This window comes from Methyloversatilis sp. RAC08 (assembly GCF_001713355.1).
GTDB lineage: Bacteria > Pseudomonadota > Gammaproteobacteria > Burkholderiales > Rhodocyclaceae > Methyloversatilis.
Genome location: NZ_CP016448.1, coordinates 3386590 through 3403948, shown reverse-complemented (window position 1 = coordinate 3403948; position 17359 = coordinate 3386590). Strand labels below are relative to the sequence as shown.

19 protein-coding genes and 2 tRNA genes are annotated in these 17359 nt (G+C 63.0%); 1 reads left to right on the top strand and 20 read right to left on the bottom strand.

Annotation, left to right across the window (positions count from 1 at the left end):
• Positions 1–3 precede the first annotated feature (3 nt).
• Positions 4–777: a flagellar biosynthetic protein FliR gene (gene fliR / locus BSY238_RS15425; RefSeq protein ID WP_069039925.1), complete on the top strand. Its 774-nt coding sequence runs from the start codon at positions 4–6 to the stop codon at positions 775–777.
• A gap of 229 nt (positions 778–1006) precedes the next feature.
• On the opposite strand, the gene rpoS is transcribed toward fliR, so the two are convergent.
• The 20 genes from rpoS to BSY238_RS15330 form a co-directional block, all read right to left on the bottom strand.
• Entirely contained in the window at positions 1007–1960 is a 954-nt protein-coding gene (gene rpoS / locus BSY238_RS15420; protein ID WP_069039924.1) for an RNA polymerase sigma factor RpoS, read from the bottom strand.
• A gap of 3 nt (positions 1961–1963) precedes the next feature.
• Positions 1964–2959: a peptidoglycan DD-metalloendopeptidase family protein gene (locus BSY238_RS15415; RefSeq protein WP_069039923.1), complete on the bottom strand. Its 996-nt coding sequence runs from the start codon at positions 2957–2959 to the stop codon at positions 1964–1966.
• Positions 2956–3609 carry a protein-L-isoaspartate(D-aspartate) O-methyltransferase gene (locus BSY238_RS15410; protein ID WP_069039922.1) on the bottom strand — a complete coding sequence of 218 codons (654 nt, stop codon included), beginning with the start codon at positions 3607–3609 and terminating at the stop codon, positions 2956–2958. The genes BSY238_RS15415 and BSY238_RS15410 overlap by 4 nt, the downstream gene beginning before the upstream one ends.
• Positions 3606–4349, bottom strand: a complete 744-nt coding sequence (gene surE / locus BSY238_RS15405) for a 5'/3'-nucleotidase SurE (protein WP_069039921.1) — start codon at positions 4347–4349, stop codon at positions 3606–3608. Before surE ends, BSY238_RS15410 begins: the two co-directional genes overlap by 4 nt.
• An 84-nt stretch (positions 4350–4433) precedes the next feature.
• Positions 4434–4510, bottom strand: a tRNA-Pro gene (locus BSY238_RS15400).
• Between the two features lie 71 nt (positions 4511–4581).
• On the bottom strand, positions 4582–4950 hold the full coding sequence (locus tag BSY238_RS15395; protein ID WP_069039920.1) for a MerR family transcriptional regulator: 369 nt from the start codon (positions 4948–4950) through the stop codon (positions 4582–4584).
• Positions 4934–5242, bottom strand: a complete 309-nt coding sequence (locus tag BSY238_RS15390; protein WP_069039919.1) for an integration host factor subunit alpha — start codon at positions 5240–5242, stop codon at positions 4934–4936. The genes BSY238_RS15395 and BSY238_RS15390 overlap by 17 nt, the downstream gene beginning before the upstream one ends.
• 33 nt (positions 5243–5275) lie before the next feature.
• Complete coding sequence (pheT, locus tag BSY238_RS15385) at positions 5276–7645, bottom strand: phenylalanine--tRNA ligase subunit beta (protein WP_069039918.1); 2370 nt, start codon at positions 7643–7645, stop codon at positions 5276–5278.
• Between the two features lie 12 nt (positions 7646–7657).
• The gene (locus BSY238_RS15380; RefSeq protein ID WP_069039917.1) at positions 7658–8689 is read right to left on the bottom strand and encodes a phenylalanine--tRNA ligase subunit alpha; all 1032 of its coding nucleotides are present in this window, start codon (positions 8687–8689) and stop codon (positions 7658–7660) included.
• Positions 8690–8758: 69 nt separating this feature from the next.
• On the bottom strand, positions 8759–9115 hold the full coding sequence (rplT, locus tag BSY238_RS15375; protein ID WP_069039916.1) for a 50S ribosomal protein L20: 357 nt from the start codon (positions 9113–9115) through the stop codon (positions 8759–8761).
• A gap of 12 nt (positions 9116–9127) precedes the next feature.
• Positions 9128–9325, bottom strand: a complete 198-nt coding sequence (gene rpmI, locus BSY238_RS15370) for a 50S ribosomal protein L35 (protein WP_008062636.1) — start codon at positions 9323–9325, stop codon at positions 9128–9130.
• 169 nt (positions 9326–9494) lie between these two features.
• Entirely contained in the window at positions 9495–10082 is a 588-nt protein-coding gene (gene infC, locus BSY238_RS15365; RefSeq protein WP_083224068.1) for a translation initiation factor IF-3, read from the bottom strand.
• Entirely contained in the window at positions 10045–11967 is a 1923-nt protein-coding gene (gene thrS / locus BSY238_RS15360) for a threonine--tRNA ligase (protein WP_069039915.1), read from the bottom strand. The genes infC and thrS overlap by 38 nt, the downstream gene beginning before the upstream one ends.
• A gap of 207 nt (positions 11968–12174) precedes the next feature.
• Positions 12175–12251 (bottom strand) — tRNA-Val (locus BSY238_RS15355).
• A gap of 61 nt (positions 12252–12312) precedes the next feature.
• On the bottom strand, positions 12313–13104 hold the full coding sequence (locus tag BSY238_RS15350; RefSeq protein ID WP_069039914.1) for a 3'-5' exonuclease: 792 nt from the start codon (positions 13102–13104) through the stop codon (positions 12313–12315).
• 22 nt (positions 13105–13126) lie between these two features.
• Entirely contained in the window at positions 13127–13537 is a 411-nt protein-coding gene (locus BSY238_RS15345; RefSeq protein ID WP_069039913.1) for a YdbL family protein, read from the bottom strand.
• Positions 13534–13701, bottom strand: a complete 168-nt coding sequence (locus BSY238_RS18570; RefSeq protein WP_190295031.1) for a hypothetical protein — start codon at positions 13699–13701, stop codon at positions 13534–13536. Before BSY238_RS18570 ends, BSY238_RS15345 begins: the two co-directional genes overlap by 4 nt.
• Positions 13702–13765: 64 nt before the next feature.
• Entirely contained in the window at positions 13766–15751 is a 1986-nt protein-coding gene (locus BSY238_RS15340) for a hypothetical protein (protein WP_223300161.1), read from the bottom strand.
• A gap of 7 nt (positions 15752–15758) precedes the next feature.
• Positions 15759–16661 carry a cysteine synthase CysM gene (cysM, locus tag BSY238_RS15335; protein WP_069039912.1) on the bottom strand — a complete coding sequence of 301 codons (903 nt, stop codon included), beginning with the start codon at positions 16659–16661 and terminating at the stop codon, positions 15759–15761.
• 29 nt (positions 16662–16690) lie between these two features.
• Positions 16691–17347 carry a ComEA family DNA-binding protein gene (locus BSY238_RS15330; protein WP_069039911.1) on the bottom strand — a complete coding sequence of 219 codons (657 nt, stop codon included), beginning with the start codon at positions 17345–17347 and terminating at the stop codon, positions 16691–16693.
• Positions 17348–17359 lie beyond the last annotated feature (12 nt).

Here is a 17359-nt window from a genome sequence, read left to right as displayed (position 1 = left end):
TGAATGATTTCGGTCACCGCCGCCCAGCTCGACCTGTGGATGGCGAGTTTCCTGTTTCCGCTGGCGCGGGTGATGGGGCTCATCGCCGCGGCACCGGTTTTCAGCAATCGCGCCTTCGTCATGCGCGCCCGACTCGCGCTCGGCCTGCTGATCACCTTCGCGATCGTGCCCACTCTTCCGCCGTCCGGGCTCAGTGTAGGAACATGGCCGGGCACGATGGCGCTGGTGCAACAGATGCTGATCGGCATCGCGCTCGGCTTCACGATACGCATCGTGTTCGCGGCGGTCGATCTGGCTGGCGAGCTGATCGGCCTGCAGATGGGTCTGGGCTTTGCGATGTTCTACGACCCGGACAATGCGTCGCAGTCACCGATCATCGCGGAATTCCTCGGTCTGATGGCGACACTGATCTTCCTGTCGATCAATGGCCATCTGATGCTGCTGGCTGTGCTGGGCAACAGCTTCGAGTGGTGGCCGGTCGGTGCCGACCTCTTCCCGGCCAATGGCTGGCTGGCCATCGCGCGCTGGGGCAGCACGGTGTTTTCCGCCGGCCTGATGCTGGCGCTGCCGTTGATCGCGGCGCTGCTGGTGGTGAATATCGCACTGGCCGTGCTCACGCGCGCCGCACCGGCGCTGAACCTGTTCGCCATCGGCTTTCCGGTGACGCTGATCGCCGGCTTCGTGATGCTGATGTTGTCACTGTCCTTCATCGCACCGGCGATGCAGCGCATGTTCGAGTACGGACTCGAAACAGTAGCCCAACTCGCAATGGGGTGAAGCAGGGGTTTCGCAGCGCATTGCGCTGCGCCTGCTGAACGGGCTGGCTGTGCAAAGCCAGCCTCCCAAGCTCTGGGGTTTCGCAGCGCATTGCGCTGCGCCTGCTGAACGGGCCGGCTGTGCAAAGCCAGCCTCCCGAGCTCTGGGGTTTCGCAGCGCATTGCGCTGCGCCTGCTGAACGGGCCGGCTATGCAAAGCCGGCAGCGCGGACAGACGCCGAGGTCGACGTCTACAGCAGCACGTCGCGCGACACACCCGCCCGACGCAGGATCTTGCGCAGCTGGGCGAGCGCCTCGAGCTGGATCTGGCGCACCCGCTCGCGCGTCAGGCTCAGCTGGTCTGCCAGTTCTTCCAGGGTGGCGATCTCGCGGTTGTTGATGCCGTAGCGATACTCGATCACCGTGCGCTGCTTGTCGTTGAGCTGGGCGATCCAGGCCTGCACCAGGCTGCCGATCTCTGCGTTCTGGATCTGCTCCTCAGGCCCTTCCTGATTGTCGTCGGCGAGCGACTCGCCGATCGAAAGCGACGGATCGATGTCGAGCGGTGCATCGAGCGAAGCCGTGTGCTCGTTCAACGACAGAATGTGCCGCACGTCCTCGACCGGCTTGGCGAGCAAGGTTGCGATGTCCTCGGCACAGCAATCGCCACCGCTGCGCGCCTCCAGATTGCGCATGGCGCGCAGCACCTGGTTCAGTTCCTTCACCACGTGTACCGGCAGCCGGATGGTGCGCGACTGGTTCATGATCGCGCGCTCGATGTTCTGCCGTATCCACCACGTGGCGTAGGTGGAGAAGCGGAAACCGCGTTCCGGATCGAACTTTTCCAGCGCGTGGATCAGGCCGAGATTGCCCTCTTCCACGAGGTCGAGCAGCGGCATGCCGCGGTTCAGATAGTGCTTTGCGATGTTCACGACCAGGCGCAGGTTGCGCTCGATCATGGTCTGGCGCGCTTCGAAATCACCCAGGCGCACGCGGCGCGACAGGGCGAGTTCTTCCTCCGGCGTCAGCAGCGGGTTGGCACCTATCTCGTTCAGGTAGAGCTGGGTGGCATCGCCGAGGAATTCCGCCTCGGGCGCTTCGACCGGCTCGGACGCGACCTCGACGCCATCCAGCTCGCCCGCGACGGCATCGTCGTCGACGGGCTCAGCCGGTTCGGCGTCTTCGGGTTGCGAAAGATCGGACATGGATTATCTCGGTGGCAGATACTTCATCGGATCGACGGGCTTGCCCTGGCGCCGTATTTCAAAGTGCAGACGGGGCTTGCCGGCTTCGGTGTCGCTGTCGCCCAGCTCGGCGATACGCTGACCGCGCTTTACCGTGTCGCGTTCCTGAACCAGTATCTTGCTGTTGTGCGCGTAAGCGGACAAAAACGTATTGTCGTGCTTGACGATGACCAGTTTGCCATAACCGCGCATGGCATCGCCGGCGTACACCACGCGACCGCCGGCAGCTGCCAGAACCGGGTCGCCGGTACGACCCGAAACATCGACGCCCTTGTTGCTGCCTTCGCCAAAGCGTCCGATGATGCGGCCGCTCGCCGGCCAGCTCCACTCGACGCCGTCTTCCGTACGTACGGCGTCCGGCGGTGTCACGATGGCGGGTGCGCCGGCCCCTGCAGCACCGGCTGTTGACGCCGGCGCAGCGGGCATTGTGGCCGCGACGGCTGCAACCGGCGGCTGAGGCGTTATCCCGGCCGAACGAATGCGGTCGAGTGTCGCTTCAGAATACGGTTCAACGCCGCCGCGCGGCTCGCGCTTGAGCATCGCGTCCGCTGCCGCGGGAAGCGGCTCGGTCACTGCCGGCGCGCTCGGAGCAGGCGTGTCCAGGGGTCGCGATTCAACGCCCGGCGCGGCGATCGGGCGGGTTTCCATGCCACCCTCCGGCGCAGCAACACGCAGTTCCTGCCCGAGCCTGATCAGATTGGGGTTTTCGAGTCGATTCCAGATCACCAGATCGCGCCAGTCCTGACCATATTCGAGCGCGATGCTGAACAGCGTGTCGCCCTTGGCGACGATGTGTACGCCGGGGCGTTGTGCGGAGGCGGCCGCAGCGGGGGGCGTGGCCGGTACCGCGGCGGGTGGCGCACCCACCGGCGGACGGACCTCAACCGGCGCCGGCCGCGTGCCTGCGCATGACGCAAGCAGCAGACACAACACCGGCACCGCGAACAACGATCTATTCATTCAACCCCCGGCAACAGCGGCACGAAGCGCACCGCGTCCAGTTTCGATTCGACATAGCGCTGCGGCTGTCTTTCGATCAATCTCAGCGATTGGTCGGTGGTACCGACGGGAATCACGAGTCGCCCGCCTTCAGCCAACTGATCGAGCAAGGCCTTGGGCACCGCCGCCGCCGCCGCCGCTACGATGATTGTATCGAACGGCGCCTCGGCAGCCAGGCCGATCATGCCATCTGCGTGTTTCAGGCGAACATTCGGCAGCCGCAAAGGACGCAGGTTGCGCTTGGCACGTTCCAGCAGTGGCGCAATGCGCTCGATGGCATACACGTCACTGGCGAGCTTCGACAATACGGCCGCCTGATATCCACACCCGGCTCCGACTTCAAGCGTCTTTCCGAGAGGACGTCCGCCAGCGCGCAGAAGTTCAATCATCCGTGCGACGACAAAGGGCTGCGAAATGGTCTGCTGGAAGCCGAGCGGCAGCGCAGTGTCCTCGTAGGCGCGCGTGCCGAGTGCCTCTTCGATGAACTGATGACGCGGTATGGACTGCATTGCAGCCAGAACGCCTTCGTCGCGGATGCCGGAAACACGCAGCCGTTCAACCATCCGGGCGCGCGCACGCGTCAGGCTCAGACTTGCGTCCGCTGCCGTCATGCGCCCAGCCAGTCGCGCACCTGCCCCATCTGGGCCATGTGGGTCAGGTCAATCTGCAGCGGCGTGATCGATGCGAATCCATTGGCCGTGGCGTGAAAATCGGTGCCTTCGCCGGCATCCTGAGCCGCACCTGCAGCGCCGACCCAGTAGACGGTTTCATTGCGCGGATTGGTGGTCCGCACTACGGGCTCGGCCTTGTGTCGCCGGCCAAGCCGCGTCACCTGTACGCCTTTGAGCGCATCGAATGAAAGATCAGGCACATTGACGTTGAGCAATACCGGTGTTGCAAAGGGACGGTCGGTCAGCCGGCGCACCAGATCGCACGCAATGCGGGCAGCGGTATCGTAATGCGCGCTGCCCTTGCGCGTCATCGACATGGCGATCGCCGGCACACCGAGCAGGAACCCTTCGGTCGCCGCCGCAACGGTACCCGAATAGATCGTGTCGTCGCCCATGTTGGCGCCGTCATTGATGCCCGACACGACGATGTCGGGAAGGTGATCGAGCATGCCCGTCACAGCGAGATGAACGCAGTCTGTCGGCGTGCCATTGACATAATGGAAACCGTTGCGCGCACGCCGCAGGATGAGCGGACGGTCAAGTGTCAGGGAGTTGCTGGCGCCGCTGCGGTCAGCCTCGGGAGCCACGACGGTCACGTCTCCAACCTCGCCGAGAGCCCGTGCAAGCGCCTCGAGGCCGGGAGCAAAGTAACCGTCGTCGTTGGACAACAGAATGCGCATGGGAAACGGAGGGCGAATGTTGCGGCGCGATGTTGCAACCGATGTCGCAACGAATGAGCCACAGCAGATTGAAGCAAGAAGAATTGGTCGGGGCGGTGGGATTCGAACTCACGACCCCTTGCACCCCATGCAAGTGCGCTACCAGGCTGCGCTACGCCCCGACTCAGCTCAAAATTATATCAGGGGCAGGCTGACTTGAGCCGAAAGCCCCGCAAAAATCGGCAAGCTCGCGTCACGCGAGCAGATCGAGAATTTCCTGAAGTGCCGCACGCAACTCTGCCACGTCGACGTGGTTCGCCGTTGAAACCGGCGCAGCCCCCGCGCGAGGATCGGAATCGTCGAGACGGTTGCGTGCACCGCTGATGGTGAAGCCTTCTTCGTAGAGGAGCTGGCGGATACGGCGAACCAGCAGCACTTCGTGATGCTGGTAGTAACGCCGGTTGCCGCGTCGCTTCACCGGCTTGAGCTGTGTGAATTCCTGCTCCCAGTAGCGAAGCACGTGCGGCTTGACGCCGCACAGCTCGCTCACCTCGCCGATCGTGAAGTAACGCTTGGCGGGAATCGCTGGCAGGACCAGCGGTTCCTTACTCGTCGTTTCCATCGTAATCGATGCCCTCGACGGCCGCCTTCAGCTTCTGGCTCGCATGAAAAGTGACAACCCGGCGCGCGGTGATCGGAATTTCCTCACCGGTTTTGGGGTTGCGCCCCGGGCGCTGCGGCTTGTCGCGCAACTGGAAGTTGCCGAAGCCAGACAGCTTGACGCCGTCGCCGCTTTCGAGCGCGTCACGGATCTCGTCGAAGAATGCTTCGACCATATCCTTCGCCTCGCGTTTGTTCAGTCCTACCTGTTCGAACAGCATTTCCGCCAGTTCGGCTTTGGTCAGTGTGGTCATGCGGCTTCCTCGTAACCCTGTCGCCCTGCCGCCTCAGGCGCGCAGCTTTGCACCGAACTCACGCTGTGCATACATCACCAGTTGATCAACGGTCGCATCGACTTCAGCGTCCGCCAAAGTACGTTGAGTATCTTGCATAACTATACGGAAAGCAAAGCTTTTTTCGTTCTCTGATATGCCTTTACCCTGATACACATCGAACAGGGCGATGTCCTGCACGATGGCCGGCGAAGCGCTGCGAAGGCCTTCCAGTACCTGCGAAAGCGGAGTCGAACGCGGCACAAGCAGCGCCAGATCGCGTCTTACCGCAGGCTGCCTGGACACGGTCTGATACGCCGGTACTGCACTGCCGAGCAATGGTTCGAGCTCGCATTCGAATACCAGCGGTGCACTCACCAACTCGTAGCGCTGCACCAGCTCCGGATGCAATTCACCGATGAACCCGATCACGTGTCCGTCCAGGCTGATAGATGCCGAGCGCCCTGGATGCAGCGCCGCATGGCGCGCAGGAGCGAACGCTGCCAGACGAGGCAGCACCAGCGCTTCGACATCGCCCTTCACATCGAAGAAGTCGGTCAGACGCGACGCGGTACCCCACTGTTCCGCTTGCACCGCCCCCCAGGCCAGTCCGGCGATGCGCAGCGTCTGTGCGAAACCCGGGACCGGCACCGCCTGCGCGTCGTGTGCGAAGCAGCGACCGATTTCAAACACCCTCACGCGATCGAGCTGACGACGACGGTTTGTCACCACGTTGTCGACCAGACCACCGATCAGCGTCGAGCGCATGACCGACATCTGGCTCGCGATCGGGTTGGCCAGCACAACCGGCGTGTCGTTGCCGGCGAAATCCTGTTCCCAGCGCCGCTCGACGAATGCGAAGTTGATCACTTCCTGATAGTCGCGATCGGCCAGCAGGTGACGCACATTTGATGCGCTTCGACGTCCTTCGGACAACTCCGGCATGGCCAGTCGGCCGACCGGCGGGTGGGTCGGGATGTTGTCGTAGCCGTGCAGACGGGCAAGTTCCTCTATCAGGTCTTCCTCGATGCACAGATCGAAGCGCCAGGTCGGTGGCTGAACGATGAAATCGTTGCCATCGCGTACAAAAGGCAGCGTCATGCGCTGAAGACAGGTTTCGATGGCGTCGTCGCCAAACGGCAGGCCGAGCACACGGGACACGCGCGACGGGCGCAGACGTACCGGCTCGCGCAACGGCAGCAGGGTGATGCGGTCATCGATCGGGCCGGCTTCGCCACCGCACAGGTCGAGAATCAGTTGCGTGACGCGCTCGACGCCCGCCACTGTATCGGCAAAATCGACGCCACGTTCGAACCGGTGAGCAGCCTCGCTGGAGAATGCATAGCGGCGGGCACGACCCTGTATGGCATCGGGTTGCCAGAACGCGGCCTCGACATAGACGTTGCGCGTATCGAGCGAGCACGCGGTCGATGCGCCGCCCATGATGCCGGCGAAGCTTTCGACACCGGTTTCGTCGGCGATGACGCCGCAGTCCGGTGTCAGCGTGATGGTCTGCTCGTTCAGCAACACGAGTTGTTCGCCCTCGCGCGCCCAGCGCACGGTCAGACCGCCCTGCACGCGATCGAGATCGAACACGTGATTCGGACGGTTCAGTTCCAGCATGACGTAATTGGAAATGTCGACCAGCACGGATATCGAACGCATGCCGGCGCGTTCCAGCCGGCGCTGCATCCACTCCGGCGTCGCTGCGCGGGCATTTACCCCGCGGACGATACGGCCCGAAAAACGGCCGCACAGATCCGGTGCCTCAATGCTGACCGGCAGCACCTCGGTCAGCGAGACGGGCGCAGCGACGATCTCCGGCACGCACAACGGCGCACCGGTAAGCGCCGACACTTCGCGCGCGATGCCCAGCATGCCGAAACAGTCTGCGCGGTTCGGTGTGAGCTTGATGACGAAAGCGTTGTCATCCAGATCGAGGTAATGCCGGATGTCGCTACCCACCGGCGCATCGTCGGGCAGTGCGAGCAGGCCGCCATGATCCTCCGACAGCCCGAGTTCGCGCGCCGAGCACAGCATGCCGTTGCTTTCGACACCGCGCAGTTTCGCCCTCTTGATGTCGATACCCGGCAGACTGGCCCCCACTGTGGCGCATGGCACCTTCATGCCAGCGGCAACGTTGGGGGCACCGCACACGATCTGCAGTGGCTCGCCGCCCGCATTCACGCTGCAAACCCGCAAACGATCGGCGTCCGGATGCGGTGCAACGGACAACACTTCGGCCACGACAACGCCGTGAAAGGCGGCTGCCACCGGATCAAGCTCCTCGACTTCGAGCCCCGCCATGGTCAGCAGGTGCGACAGCGCCTGCGTATCGATGGCCGGGTCAACGAACTCGCGCAACCATTTTTCTGAAAATTTCATCGGGCTAAAACCTCAGCGGAACTGGCTCAGGAAACGCACATCGCCGTCATAGAACAGGCGCAGGTCATTGATGCCATAACGCAGCATGGTCAAGCGGTCGGGCCCGAAGCCGAACGCAAAGCCGGTATGACGTTCGGCGTCGATGCCACAATGGCGCAGCACATTCGGATGAACCATGCCGCAGCCGGCGATTTCCAGCCAGCGACCCGCCAGCGGACCACTCGGAAATGCGACGTCGATTTCTGCTGACGGCTCGGTGAATGGGAAGAAGGACGGCCGGAAGCGCACGTCGAGCCGATCGGCTTCGAAGAAACGATGCAGGAAATCGCTAACCACGCCCTTCAGGTCGGCGAAGCTCACCGACTCGCCAACCCAAAGGCCCTCGACCTGGTGGAACATCGGCGAGTGGGTGGCATCGGAATCGACGCGATAGACGCGACCGGGTGCAATGATGCGGATTTCCGGCATCGTTGCCGCGCCTGCATGGCGCGCGACATGCGCCTGCATGTAGCGCACCTGGATCGGGCTGGTATGGGTGCGCAGCATCACGTCACTCGCCCCCTCCAGATAGAAGGTGTCGTGCATGGACCGCGCAGGATGGTTTTCCGGCGTGTTCAGCGCAGTGAAGTTATGAAAGTCGGTCTCGATCTCCGGGCCATCCGCCACATCGAAACCGATGCCGCGGAACAGGGCTTCGATGCGTTCGAGCGTGCGGGTAACGGGATGCAGACCCCCCTTCGCATGGCCGCGTCCCGGCAGGGTCACGTCGAGGGACTCTTCCGCCAGGCGGGCCTCGAGAGCCGCGTGGCGCAATGCCTCGCGGCGCGCTTCAAGGGCTGCCTCTACCTTCTGCTTGGCGATGTTGATTGCCGCACCGGCGGTCTTGCGGGCGTCGGGGTCGAGCTTGCCGAGGCCTTTGAGCAGTTCGGTCAGGCTGCCGGACTTGCCGAGAAAACGCGCCTTGACCTGTTCCAGCGCCACGGCATCCGCCGCCGCAGAAAAATCGTTTTCCGCTTGTGAAACAAGCGCTTCCAGATCACTCATCGACTTGAATCCGAACAATATGGGGACAAAAAAAGGAGGCCAGGCCTCCTTTTTCTGCGTGCAACACGCTTAGCCGAGCTGAGCCTTGGCCTGATTCGCGATGGCGGCGAACGCAGCCTTGTCGAATACGGCGAGATCTGCCAGAACCTTGCGATCAACCTGGATCGACGCCTTGTTCAGGCCGTTGATCAGCTTCGAGTAGGTCAGGCCGACTTCACGGGCAGCGGCGTTGATACGCACGATCCACAGCGCGCGGAACTGACGCTTCTTCTGACGGCGGTCGCGATAGGCGTACTGGCCCGCCTTCATCACCGCTTCCTTGGCGATGCGATAGACGCTATGGCGACGGCCGCGGTAACCCTTGGCCTTATCAAGTACCTTCTTGTGACGGGCGCGTGCCGTTACACCACGTTTGACTCTTGGCATCTCGTGGGCTCCTTATGCGTAGGGCAGCATGTTGCGAACGCGAGCGTCGTCCGTCGCATGCACCGCCGTCATACCGCGAAGCTGGCGCTTCGACTTGGTGGTTTTCTTCGTCAGGATGTGGCGCTTGAACGCCTGCGAACGCTTGATGCTGCCGCTCGCCCTGACCTTGAAGCGCTTTGCAGCGCCCTTCTTGGTCTTCATCTTGGGCATGACAAAACTCCATTTATGTCATCTTCACAGGTGGCCGCGAACCTTTCGCAGCACTTTCGTACCCGTGAACACTTGTTGTGCCGCGATTTTTCAATCGCGGCGACGCGAGGCAAAACCTCGCGCATCACCGGACTTCAAGTCCGGCAAATTCTTCTTCAGGCTGAGTGAATCAGACCTTCTTCTTGCTCGGTGCCAGCACCATGATTAGCTGACGGCCTTCAAGCTTCGGAAACTGTTCAACCACCGCCACCGCTTCAAGATCGGCCTTCACACGTTCCAGCAGGCGGATGCCGAACTCCTGGTGCGCCATTTCGCGGCCACGGAAGCGAAGAGTGACCTTTGCCTTGTCGCCGTCCTGCAGGAATCGCGACAGGTTGCGCAACTTGATCTGGTAGTCGCCTTCGTCCGTACCCGGACGGAACTTCACTTCCTTGATCTGTATCTGCTTCTGCTTCGATTTCGCCTCGGCAGCGCGCTTCGCTTCCTGGTACTTGAACTTGCCGAAGTCCATCAGACGACAGACCGGTGGCTTGGCGAGCGGTGCAATCTCGACCAGATCCACACCGGCTTCTTCTGCCAACGTCAATGCCTGACGGGCCGACATGATACCCAGTTGCTCACCCTCTTCGCCAACAAGACGTATTTCCGGGGCGTTGATCTCCGAATTGAGGCGCTGCGATTTTTGCTGACTGATGCTCGTACTCCCGAGGCGAAAAAAATCAGGCCGTGCGATCGATTCCCCGCGTGGCGATTTCATCAGCAAGACGCTGCATGAAGTCGCTCAGGGTCATCTGCCCGAGATCAGTATTTCCCCGGGCACGCACGGCCACCATTTTTGCCGCCTTTTCCTTGTCGCCAACGACGACCTGGTAAGGCAGCTTCTGCAGACTATGTTCGCGGATTTTATAGTTAATTTTCTCCCCGCGCAAATCGCATTCGACGCGCAGACCCGCGGCGCGCAAAGCATTCGTGACTTCCTGTGCGTAATCCGCCTGCGCCTCCGTGATACCCATCACGACGACCTGGACCGGCGCCAGCCACAGCGGAAAGTTGCCGGCATGGTTTTCGATCAGAATGCCGATGAAGCGCTCGAGCGAACCGAGCACTGCCCGATGCAGCATCACGGGCCGGTAACGGCCGTTGTCCTCCGCGACGTATTCGGCGTCCAGACGCTCCGGCAGCACGAAATCGAGCTGCAGCGTACCGCACTGCCACGAGCGTCCGATGGCGTCCTTGATGTGATATTCGATCTTTGGGCCGTAGAAAGCGCCTTCACCCGGCAGTTCTTCCCACTGCATGCCTGATGCGGCCAAGGCATCGCGCAAACCCGCTTCAGCACGGTCCCACACATCATCGGAACCCGCGCGCTTGGCCGGACGCAGCGAAAGCTTCACCGCCAGATCATGGAAGCCGAAATCGCGGTAGACGCGCAGCAGCAATTCATTAAAGGCTGTCACTTCCGACGTGATCTGCGCCTCGGTGCAGAAGATGTGCGCATCGTCCTGCACGAAGCCGCGCACCCGCATCAAGCCATGCAGCGCACCGGATGGCTCATTTCGGTGGCAGGAGCCGAACTCGGCGATGCGCAACGGCAGGTCGCGATAGGAATGCATCGTGTTGTTGAATATCTGCACGTGACCCGGGCAGTTCATCGGCTTCACCGCGTAGTCGCGCTTTTCCGACTCGGTGGTGAACATGTTCTCGCGGTAGTTCTCCCAATGACCGGATTTCTCCCACAGCACGCGGTCCATCATCAGCGGCGTCTTCACCTCGCGATAGCCCGCTTCGTCGAGCACATGGCGCATGTACTGCTCGATCTGCTGCCACACAACCCAGCCCTTGGGGTGCCAGAACACCATGCCAGGCGCTTCTTCCTGCATGTGAAACAGGTCAAGCTGCTTGCCCAGTCGCCGGTGGTCGCGCTTTTCCGCCTCTTCGAGCATGTGCAGGTAGGCGTCCTGCTCGTCCTTCTTGGCCCAGGCGGTGCCGTAAATGCGCTGCAGCATTTCGTTCTTCGCATCGCCGCGCCAGTAGGCTCCGGCTACCTTCATCAGCTTGAACACCTTGAGTTTGCCGGTCGACGGCACGTGCGGGCCGCGGCACAGATCGATGAATTCGCCCTCTCGATACAGCGACACATCCTGATCGGCCGGAATCGACGCGATGATTTCCGCCTTGTAGTGTTCGCCGATGGACTTGAAGAAATCGACCGCCTTGTCGCGCTGCCATACCTCGCGCGACACCGGAATGTCCTTCTTCGAAAGCTCAGTCATGCGCTGTTCGATCGCCGCCAGATCTTCCGGCGTGAACGGGCGCTTGTAGGAAAAATCGTAATAGAAGCCGTTGTCGATCACCGGACCGATGGTCACCTGGGCGTCCGGAAACAGTTCCTTCACCGCATACGCCAGCAGGTGCGCCGTTGAATGGCGGATCATGTCCAGCCCGTCGACATCGCGGTCGGTGACGATGGCCAGCTGCGCGTCGCCTTCGATCAGGAATGAGGTATCGACCAGCTTGCCATCGACACGGCCGGCGAGCGCCGCCTTGGCCAGACCGGCGCCGATGGACGCCGCGACGTCGCGCACGGTGACTGCAGCGTCAAAGCTGCGGACCGATCCATCCGGCAGGGTGATATTGACCATTGGCGATGCTCCGGAAAACGGTAACGGGGATGTAACGAATACTCGGGACGAAAAAAAAGTGCGGCCTGAGCCGCACTTTTCATTTGCACACGCTTGAACGACATCGTTCCGTGCGTCTTGATCTGCAGGCCTCAGACAGCGATGGATACCGGAGTGAAACGCGTTCGCGGTGTCATAACGCAACCTTTCGAAACCTGCAGCTAATGTTGGTAGGCGCGATTGGACTCGAACCAACGACCCCCACCATGTCAAGGTGGTGCTCTAACCAGCTGAGCTACGCGCCTAAAAGAGCGCGCAAGTATAGCCGGAATCCGGCGCGACTCAACACAATTTTCGCGCGGCGATTCACGGCGCCTGCCAGGCGGCCAGATACTCCTTCCAGTGCGCGCCCGGCTGAGCGGCCAGCCATTCGCGCACGAAGTCGATTTCGGCATCGTACTGCGCGCGGTCCAGCACGCCGCGCATCAACTGGAAGCGCTGGAATACGAGGAAGGTGTTGAGCACATCGGTTTCACAGTAATCACGGATCTGCGCAATCTCGCCGCGCTGCCAGGCACCCCACACAGCCGAGCCGTCCATGCCGAGCTTGCCCGGAAAACCGATCAGCTTGGCCAGTTCGTCCAGCGGCGCATTGCCGCGGCCCTGATACAGCGCCAGAAGATCCATCAGGTCCAGATGACGCGAGTGGTAGCGACTGATGTAGTTGTTCCACTTGAATTCACGGGCGTCCGGGCCATCGCCCTCGCCCATTTCCCAGTAGCGCGGCGCGGTGACGCCGTGGATCAGGCCACGATAGTGCAGCACCGGCAGATCGAAGCCGGCGCCGTTCCACGACACGATCTGCGGCGTCAGCCGCTCGATGCCTTCGTAGAAGCGCTGGATGATCTGCCCTTCGCCGTTTTCCGGCTCGGCCAGCGACCACACCTTGAGCGACCGCGCATCGCGCAGCGCGCACGATATGACGACGACGCGCTGCAGGTGCAGCGGCAGGAAATCGTGGCCGACGCTGGCCCGGCGCTGCTGAAAGGCGAACTCCGCCACTTCCGTGTCGGACAGTTCGTCCGGCAGCTGATGCAGCCGGCGGATGCCGGCGATGTCCGGAATGCTTTCGATGTCGAATACGAGTACGGCGGCCATGTCTGTCCCGTGAGGATTGAAATTACTTGCGCGACCACTGCCCGCCGGACTGAACATACCAGCCACTCTGGGCGCGCCCGATCCAGCGCTGCGCGAAGGTGGAGCGGATATCCGCCTCCCACTCGGGATGCCCGTTGGCGCGCGCGATTTCGCGGTACAACGCATCGCGGTCGCCATTTTCCTGTGCCACCAGACCCTGTACCGCCTGGCGCTGTGCCAGCGGCACCGCATTGGCATCGCGCAGCGCGATCCGGCCATCGGCGGTGAGACCCAATGCGCCGGATGCGTAGTGCGGCGCAAGCTGCGCGTGACGTGCCTGCATTGCGTCACGCAACTGGCTGATCGCCGGCGTATTGATTTCCAGATTGCCCTGCGCCCAGACGGCGCCCGCGTACAAAAGGCAAAGCAGAACGATGCGGTGCACTGTCTTCATGGTTGTTTCCCTTCCGGTATCGCCGGCGTCTGGCTGCCGTTCTTCAGTTGCCAGACTTCGTCGATTATTCGATCGGCCGCCTTTTCCGCCGCCGCGGCGGGAAAGTAGATGTTGATGGTGACGCAGCCTGCAAGCAGAGCAGATGCAGCCAGCGCGAGGACCATCGATCTGTGCGTGAGTGACCGGCGTGTGAGCGCCTTGCATTTATGCGACCTGTTCATGACCACCTCATTGAATCACCGGTTTCGTTTCGGTCACGCGCGCCAGCCGTTCCAGCAACACCTGCCAGTCGACACGCCGATTGTAGCCAACCACGCTGAGCGCCGGCACTCCGCCGCCTTCGATCAGCACGAATCCTCCGTTCCGGTCGCTCAGCCCATCCATCTCGCACACACCATTGCGCAGGCGGCACGACACACCGATGCGCCGATATCCGAAGCGCTCGAACACGCCGAGAAAAGTCCGCTGGATCGCCGCAGTCGCGCCTGGTCCGCCCAGCGCAGTGATGCTGTCGACAGCGCGCTGGCTGATCGTCCTCGGATAGTCACCCTCGCTCGAGCGCACCCGCGCGTCAAACGCCAGTGGCACCCAGCGCGACAGTTCCAGTCCGCTGACGTCGCCGTCGAGCCGACCGGTGATACGGCCGAACTTGAAGGTTTCGGTCAGCGCTTCCAGATCGATATAACGCATCTGCAGGTCGGAAAGAACACGCGGCGTCGTGCCGAACGGCTCGATAACCTGCAGACCGCTCGCGGCCATGTAGCCGCCGAACACCTGGATCAGCAGTTGGCCGTCCAGTGACAGCACGCCATCGCGCCAGCGTACATGCGGCACGCTGGCGCCGACACTTCCCGCCATGCGCGGCCAGCCTAGTGCCTGCGTCAGTTCCGGCATCGATAGCGGCTCAAGGTCGGCCGACAGGTCACCGGTCCACCGGCCGTCCGCGCGCTCGAAGCGCAGCATATTCAGCTGCAGGCCCGCATCGAGCAGCGGAATGCGCACCGGCTGAACCGCCACATTATCAGGTGCCGCGTCGACGTCGAGTTCGAAGCGGCCGACAGGCACGCGGCCGAGGCGACCTTCACCCACAGTGATGCGCATGCGTGTCGCACCGGCTCGCTGCCAGGGCAGGTTGGCGTCCATTTGCTGCAGCGAATACCGTCCGGCCATGTCATTCACGTGCGCACCGCGTACGATCAGTTTCGCACTGTGCAACCCGACAGGATCAAGCCGGGCCGCAACATCCGCATCCCCCTGCATGACGAATGCCGGCCAGCCCCGTGCAGCAAACAGCGGTTGGACAAAGCGGTCGTTGAGCACCTTAAGGTCGAGTTCGGCGCCCTGCACGCGCGCCGCGCGCAGTGAGGCACTTGCGCGATCCAGTGTGGCGTCGCCGGTCAGACGCCCGATACCGGCAAGGTCAAGCGCGAGCGACGTCAGATCCAGAGCAGACTGCGACAACCTGAAATCCACCGACAGCACGCTGCCGCCGCCGGTCAGATAGACGCTGTCCCACAGCAGTTCGCCGCCGCGCCAGTCGGTGACAAGCTTTCCACGCCAGTCCGGGCCGTCGCGCTGCACGTCGATGTCGATGACTGCAGACAGCGAATCCGCAGCACGCAGACCATCTGCCGAGCCGAAATGTCCGTCCCGCGCGGTGAGCGTCGCACGCACACGAGGCGACCGTGCGGCTCCGGCCAGCGTCAATGTGGCGTCCACATCAACCTGGCCGCCCGGCACGTACGGTTTCAACGCTGGAAGCTTGCCGAGCAGGTATGTCATCGGTACGCCGGACGACACCAGCCGCAGTTGCGGCGCATCGCCGGCGAGCGCGCCTGTGATCGTTGCCGTGACGTCGGCGTTCAGGCGGACGTCGGCGCGCAGTGCGCGCTGAGGTCCGCCGAGACTGAACTCGACTGACCACGGACCGTAACCGTCGGCACTGAGCCGTCCATCCCTGCAGCGCACTTCGGGCAGCACTGCGAAGTCACCGCATTCGAGCCTGACATGCTGCAGCGCTCGCCCCGACACGAGCGCGCGCGCCGCGGTGATGCGCGCGCGGCCACCGCCCAGACCGGCCGCAGCGATGCGTACATCGTTCAGCTCGACGGCAGGTGCCGACAGTGACTCGAAGCGCAGTTCGATGGCCGCCTGCGGCGAGGAATGCAGACCAAGCAGAATCAGCGCGGCAACGCAGCGGCGCAGCGGCCGCAACAGCCGTTCAGGAGGGAAATACACCCGTCGACAGATAGCGGTCACCGCGGTCGCAGACGATGGTGACGATGGTCGCATTCTCGACTTCTGCCGCTATGCGCAACGCGACGACCAGCGCACCGCCGGAACTGATGCCGGCGCAAATACCCTCCTCCGCGGCCAGACGGCGCGTCATGTCCTCGGCAGCAGCCTGACCGACATACTCCAGCCGGTCGACGCGCGCGCCGTCGTAGATCTTCGGCAGATAGGCTTGCGGCCACTTGCGTATCCCTGGAATCTGCGAACCTTCTTCGGGCTGGCAGCCGACGATCTGGATGTCCGGATTTTTCGACTTCAGAAAGGTCGAGGTACCCATGATGGTGCCGGTGGTGCCCATCGAACTGACGAAATGGGTGACGCGACCTTCGGTATCGCGCCAGATCTCCGGGCCCGTACCTTCGATGTGGGCGCGCGGATTATCCGGATTGGCGAACTGGTCGAGGATGACGCCGCGACCTTCATCGCGCAGCTTCTCGGCGACATCGCGCGCCAGTTCCATGCTGCCCGCCTTGCTCGTCAGCACCAGTTCGGCACCGTAGGCGGCCATGCTCTGGCGGCGCTCGATACTCTGATTCTCGGGCATGACCAGAATCATCTTGTAGCCGCGCATCGCCGCCACCATGGCGAGCGCGATACCGGTGTTGCCGCTGGTCGCCTCGATCAGCGTGTCACCCGGCTTGATGTCGCCGCGTTCTTCGGCGCGGCGGATCATCGACAGCGCCGGTCTGTCCTTGACCGAGCCGGCCGGATTGTTGCCTTCCAGCTTGCCGAGGATGACGTTGCCGCGACGCGCGTTGTCCGCGCCCGGAATGCGCTGCAGCCGAACCAGCGGTGTGTTGCCGACGAAGTCTTCGAGTGTCTTGTAAAGCATGGATCTGCCTTGAAGTCTGTAGGGTCGATTCAGCGCGAGCCGGCCGGTTTGGGGGGAGCGCCTGCCGGCTTGGGCGGCGCAGCCGACGCTGCAGTCGCAGCATCTGCCGACGGCTGGGCGGGAGGACTGCCTGCGGGTCGCGGCGGCGCGCCAGCCGGTCGCACAGGCTGACCCGGCTGCATACCCGTGGTACCACCACCTGCCGGACGCGGCGGTGGCGATGCGGTGGATCGCACCGGCGGTGCTGCTGGCACCGGTGCCGCCGGTGCCGCAGCGGGCGTCGGTACCGCTGAAGGTGCGGCGCGGCGGCGCATCACCACGACGCCGATCACTGCGACAAGCACGATCACCCCGACAATCCACCAGGGAAAGCCGTCGGAGGCCGGTACGGCAGAGGGCGGGCTCGCGGTCGCGCCAGAGCTCGATGCACCGGCTACGGGTCCGACGGTGAGCAGCGGCCTGAGTTCGGCCAAGGTCTTGTCGCCGATGCCCTTCACATTGCGCAGGTCATCCACCGAGGCGAACGGGCCGTTCTTCGCGCGGTGCTCGATGATGGCCTGGGCGCGGCTCGGGCCGACGCCGGGCAATGCATCGAGTTCAGCTTCGGTGGCGGTATTCAGATCGAGCGCGGCAAGCGCCCAGGGAGCGGCGAGGCAAAGCAGCAGACAACAGATCAGGCGACGCATGGCGCAACACTC

What these genes read in the sequence shown, in the direction of transcription:
- fliR (WP_069039925.1), top strand. Translation starts at nt 4, where the DNA reads ATGATTTCGGTCACCGCCGCCCAGCTCGACCTGTGGATGGCGAGTTTC.
- rpoS (WP_069039924.1), bottom strand. Translation starts at nt 1,960, where the DNA reads ATGTCCGATCTTTCGCAACCCGAAGACGCCGAACCGGCTGAGCCCGTC.
- BSY238_RS15415 (WP_069039923.1), bottom strand. Translation starts at nt 2,959, where the DNA reads ATGAATAGATCGTTGTTCGCGGTGCCGGTGTTGTGTCTGCTGCTTGCG.
- BSY238_RS15410 (WP_069039922.1), bottom strand. Translation starts at nt 3,609, where the DNA reads ATGACGGCAGCGGACGCAAGTCTGAGCCTGACGCGTGCGCGCGCCCGG.
- surE (WP_069039921.1), bottom strand. Translation starts at nt 4,349, where the DNA reads ATGCGCATTCTGTTGTCCAACGACGACGGTTACTTTGCTCCCGGCCTC.
- BSY238_RS15395 (WP_069039920.1), bottom strand. Translation starts at nt 4,950, where the DNA reads ATGGAAACGACGAGTAAGGAACCGCTGGTCCTGCCAGCGATTCCCGCC.
- BSY238_RS15390 (WP_069039919.1), bottom strand. Translation starts at nt 5,242, where the DNA reads ATGACCACACTGACCAAAGCCGAACTGGCGGAAATGCTGTTCGAACAG.
- pheT (WP_069039918.1), bottom strand. Translation starts at nt 7,645, where the DNA reads ATGAAATTTTCAGAAAAATGGTTGCGCGAGTTCGTTGACCCGGCCATC.
- BSY238_RS15380 (WP_069039917.1), bottom strand. Translation starts at nt 8,689, where the DNA reads ATGAGTGATCTGGAAGCGCTTGTTTCACAAGCGGAAAACGATTTTTCT.
- rplT (WP_069039916.1), bottom strand. Translation starts at nt 9,115, where the DNA reads ATGCCAAGAGTCAAACGTGGTGTAACGGCACGCGCCCGTCACAAGAAG.
- rpmI (WP_008062636.1), bottom strand. Translation starts at nt 9,325, where the DNA reads ATGCCCAAGATGAAGACCAAGAAGGGCGCTGCAAAGCGCTTCAAGGTC.
- infC (WP_083224068.1), bottom strand. Translation starts at nt 10,082, where the DNA reads ATGAAATCGCCACGCGGGGAATCGATCGCACGGCCTGATTTTTTTCGC.
- thrS (WP_069039915.1), bottom strand. Translation starts at nt 11,967, where the DNA reads ATGGTCAATATCACCCTGCCGGATGGATCGGTCCGCAGCTTTGACGCT.
- BSY238_RS15350 (WP_069039914.1), bottom strand. Translation starts at nt 13,104, where the DNA reads ATGGCCGCCGTACTCGTATTCGACATCGAAAGCATTCCGGACATCGCC.
- BSY238_RS15345 (WP_069039913.1), bottom strand. Translation starts at nt 13,537, where the DNA reads ATGAAGACAGTGCACCGCATCGTTCTGCTTTGCCTTTTGTACGCGGGC.
- BSY238_RS18570 (WP_190295031.1), bottom strand. Translation starts at nt 13,701, where the DNA reads ATGGTCCTCGCGCTGGCTGCATCTGCTCTGCTTGCAGGCTGCGTCACC.
- cysM (WP_069039912.1), bottom strand. Translation starts at nt 16,661, where the DNA reads ATGCTTTACAAGACACTCGAAGACTTCGTCGGCAACACACCGCTGGTT.
- BSY238_RS15330 (WP_069039911.1), bottom strand. Translation starts at nt 17,347, where the DNA reads ATGCGTCGCCTGATCTGTTGTCTGCTGCTTTGCCTCGCCGCTCCCTGG.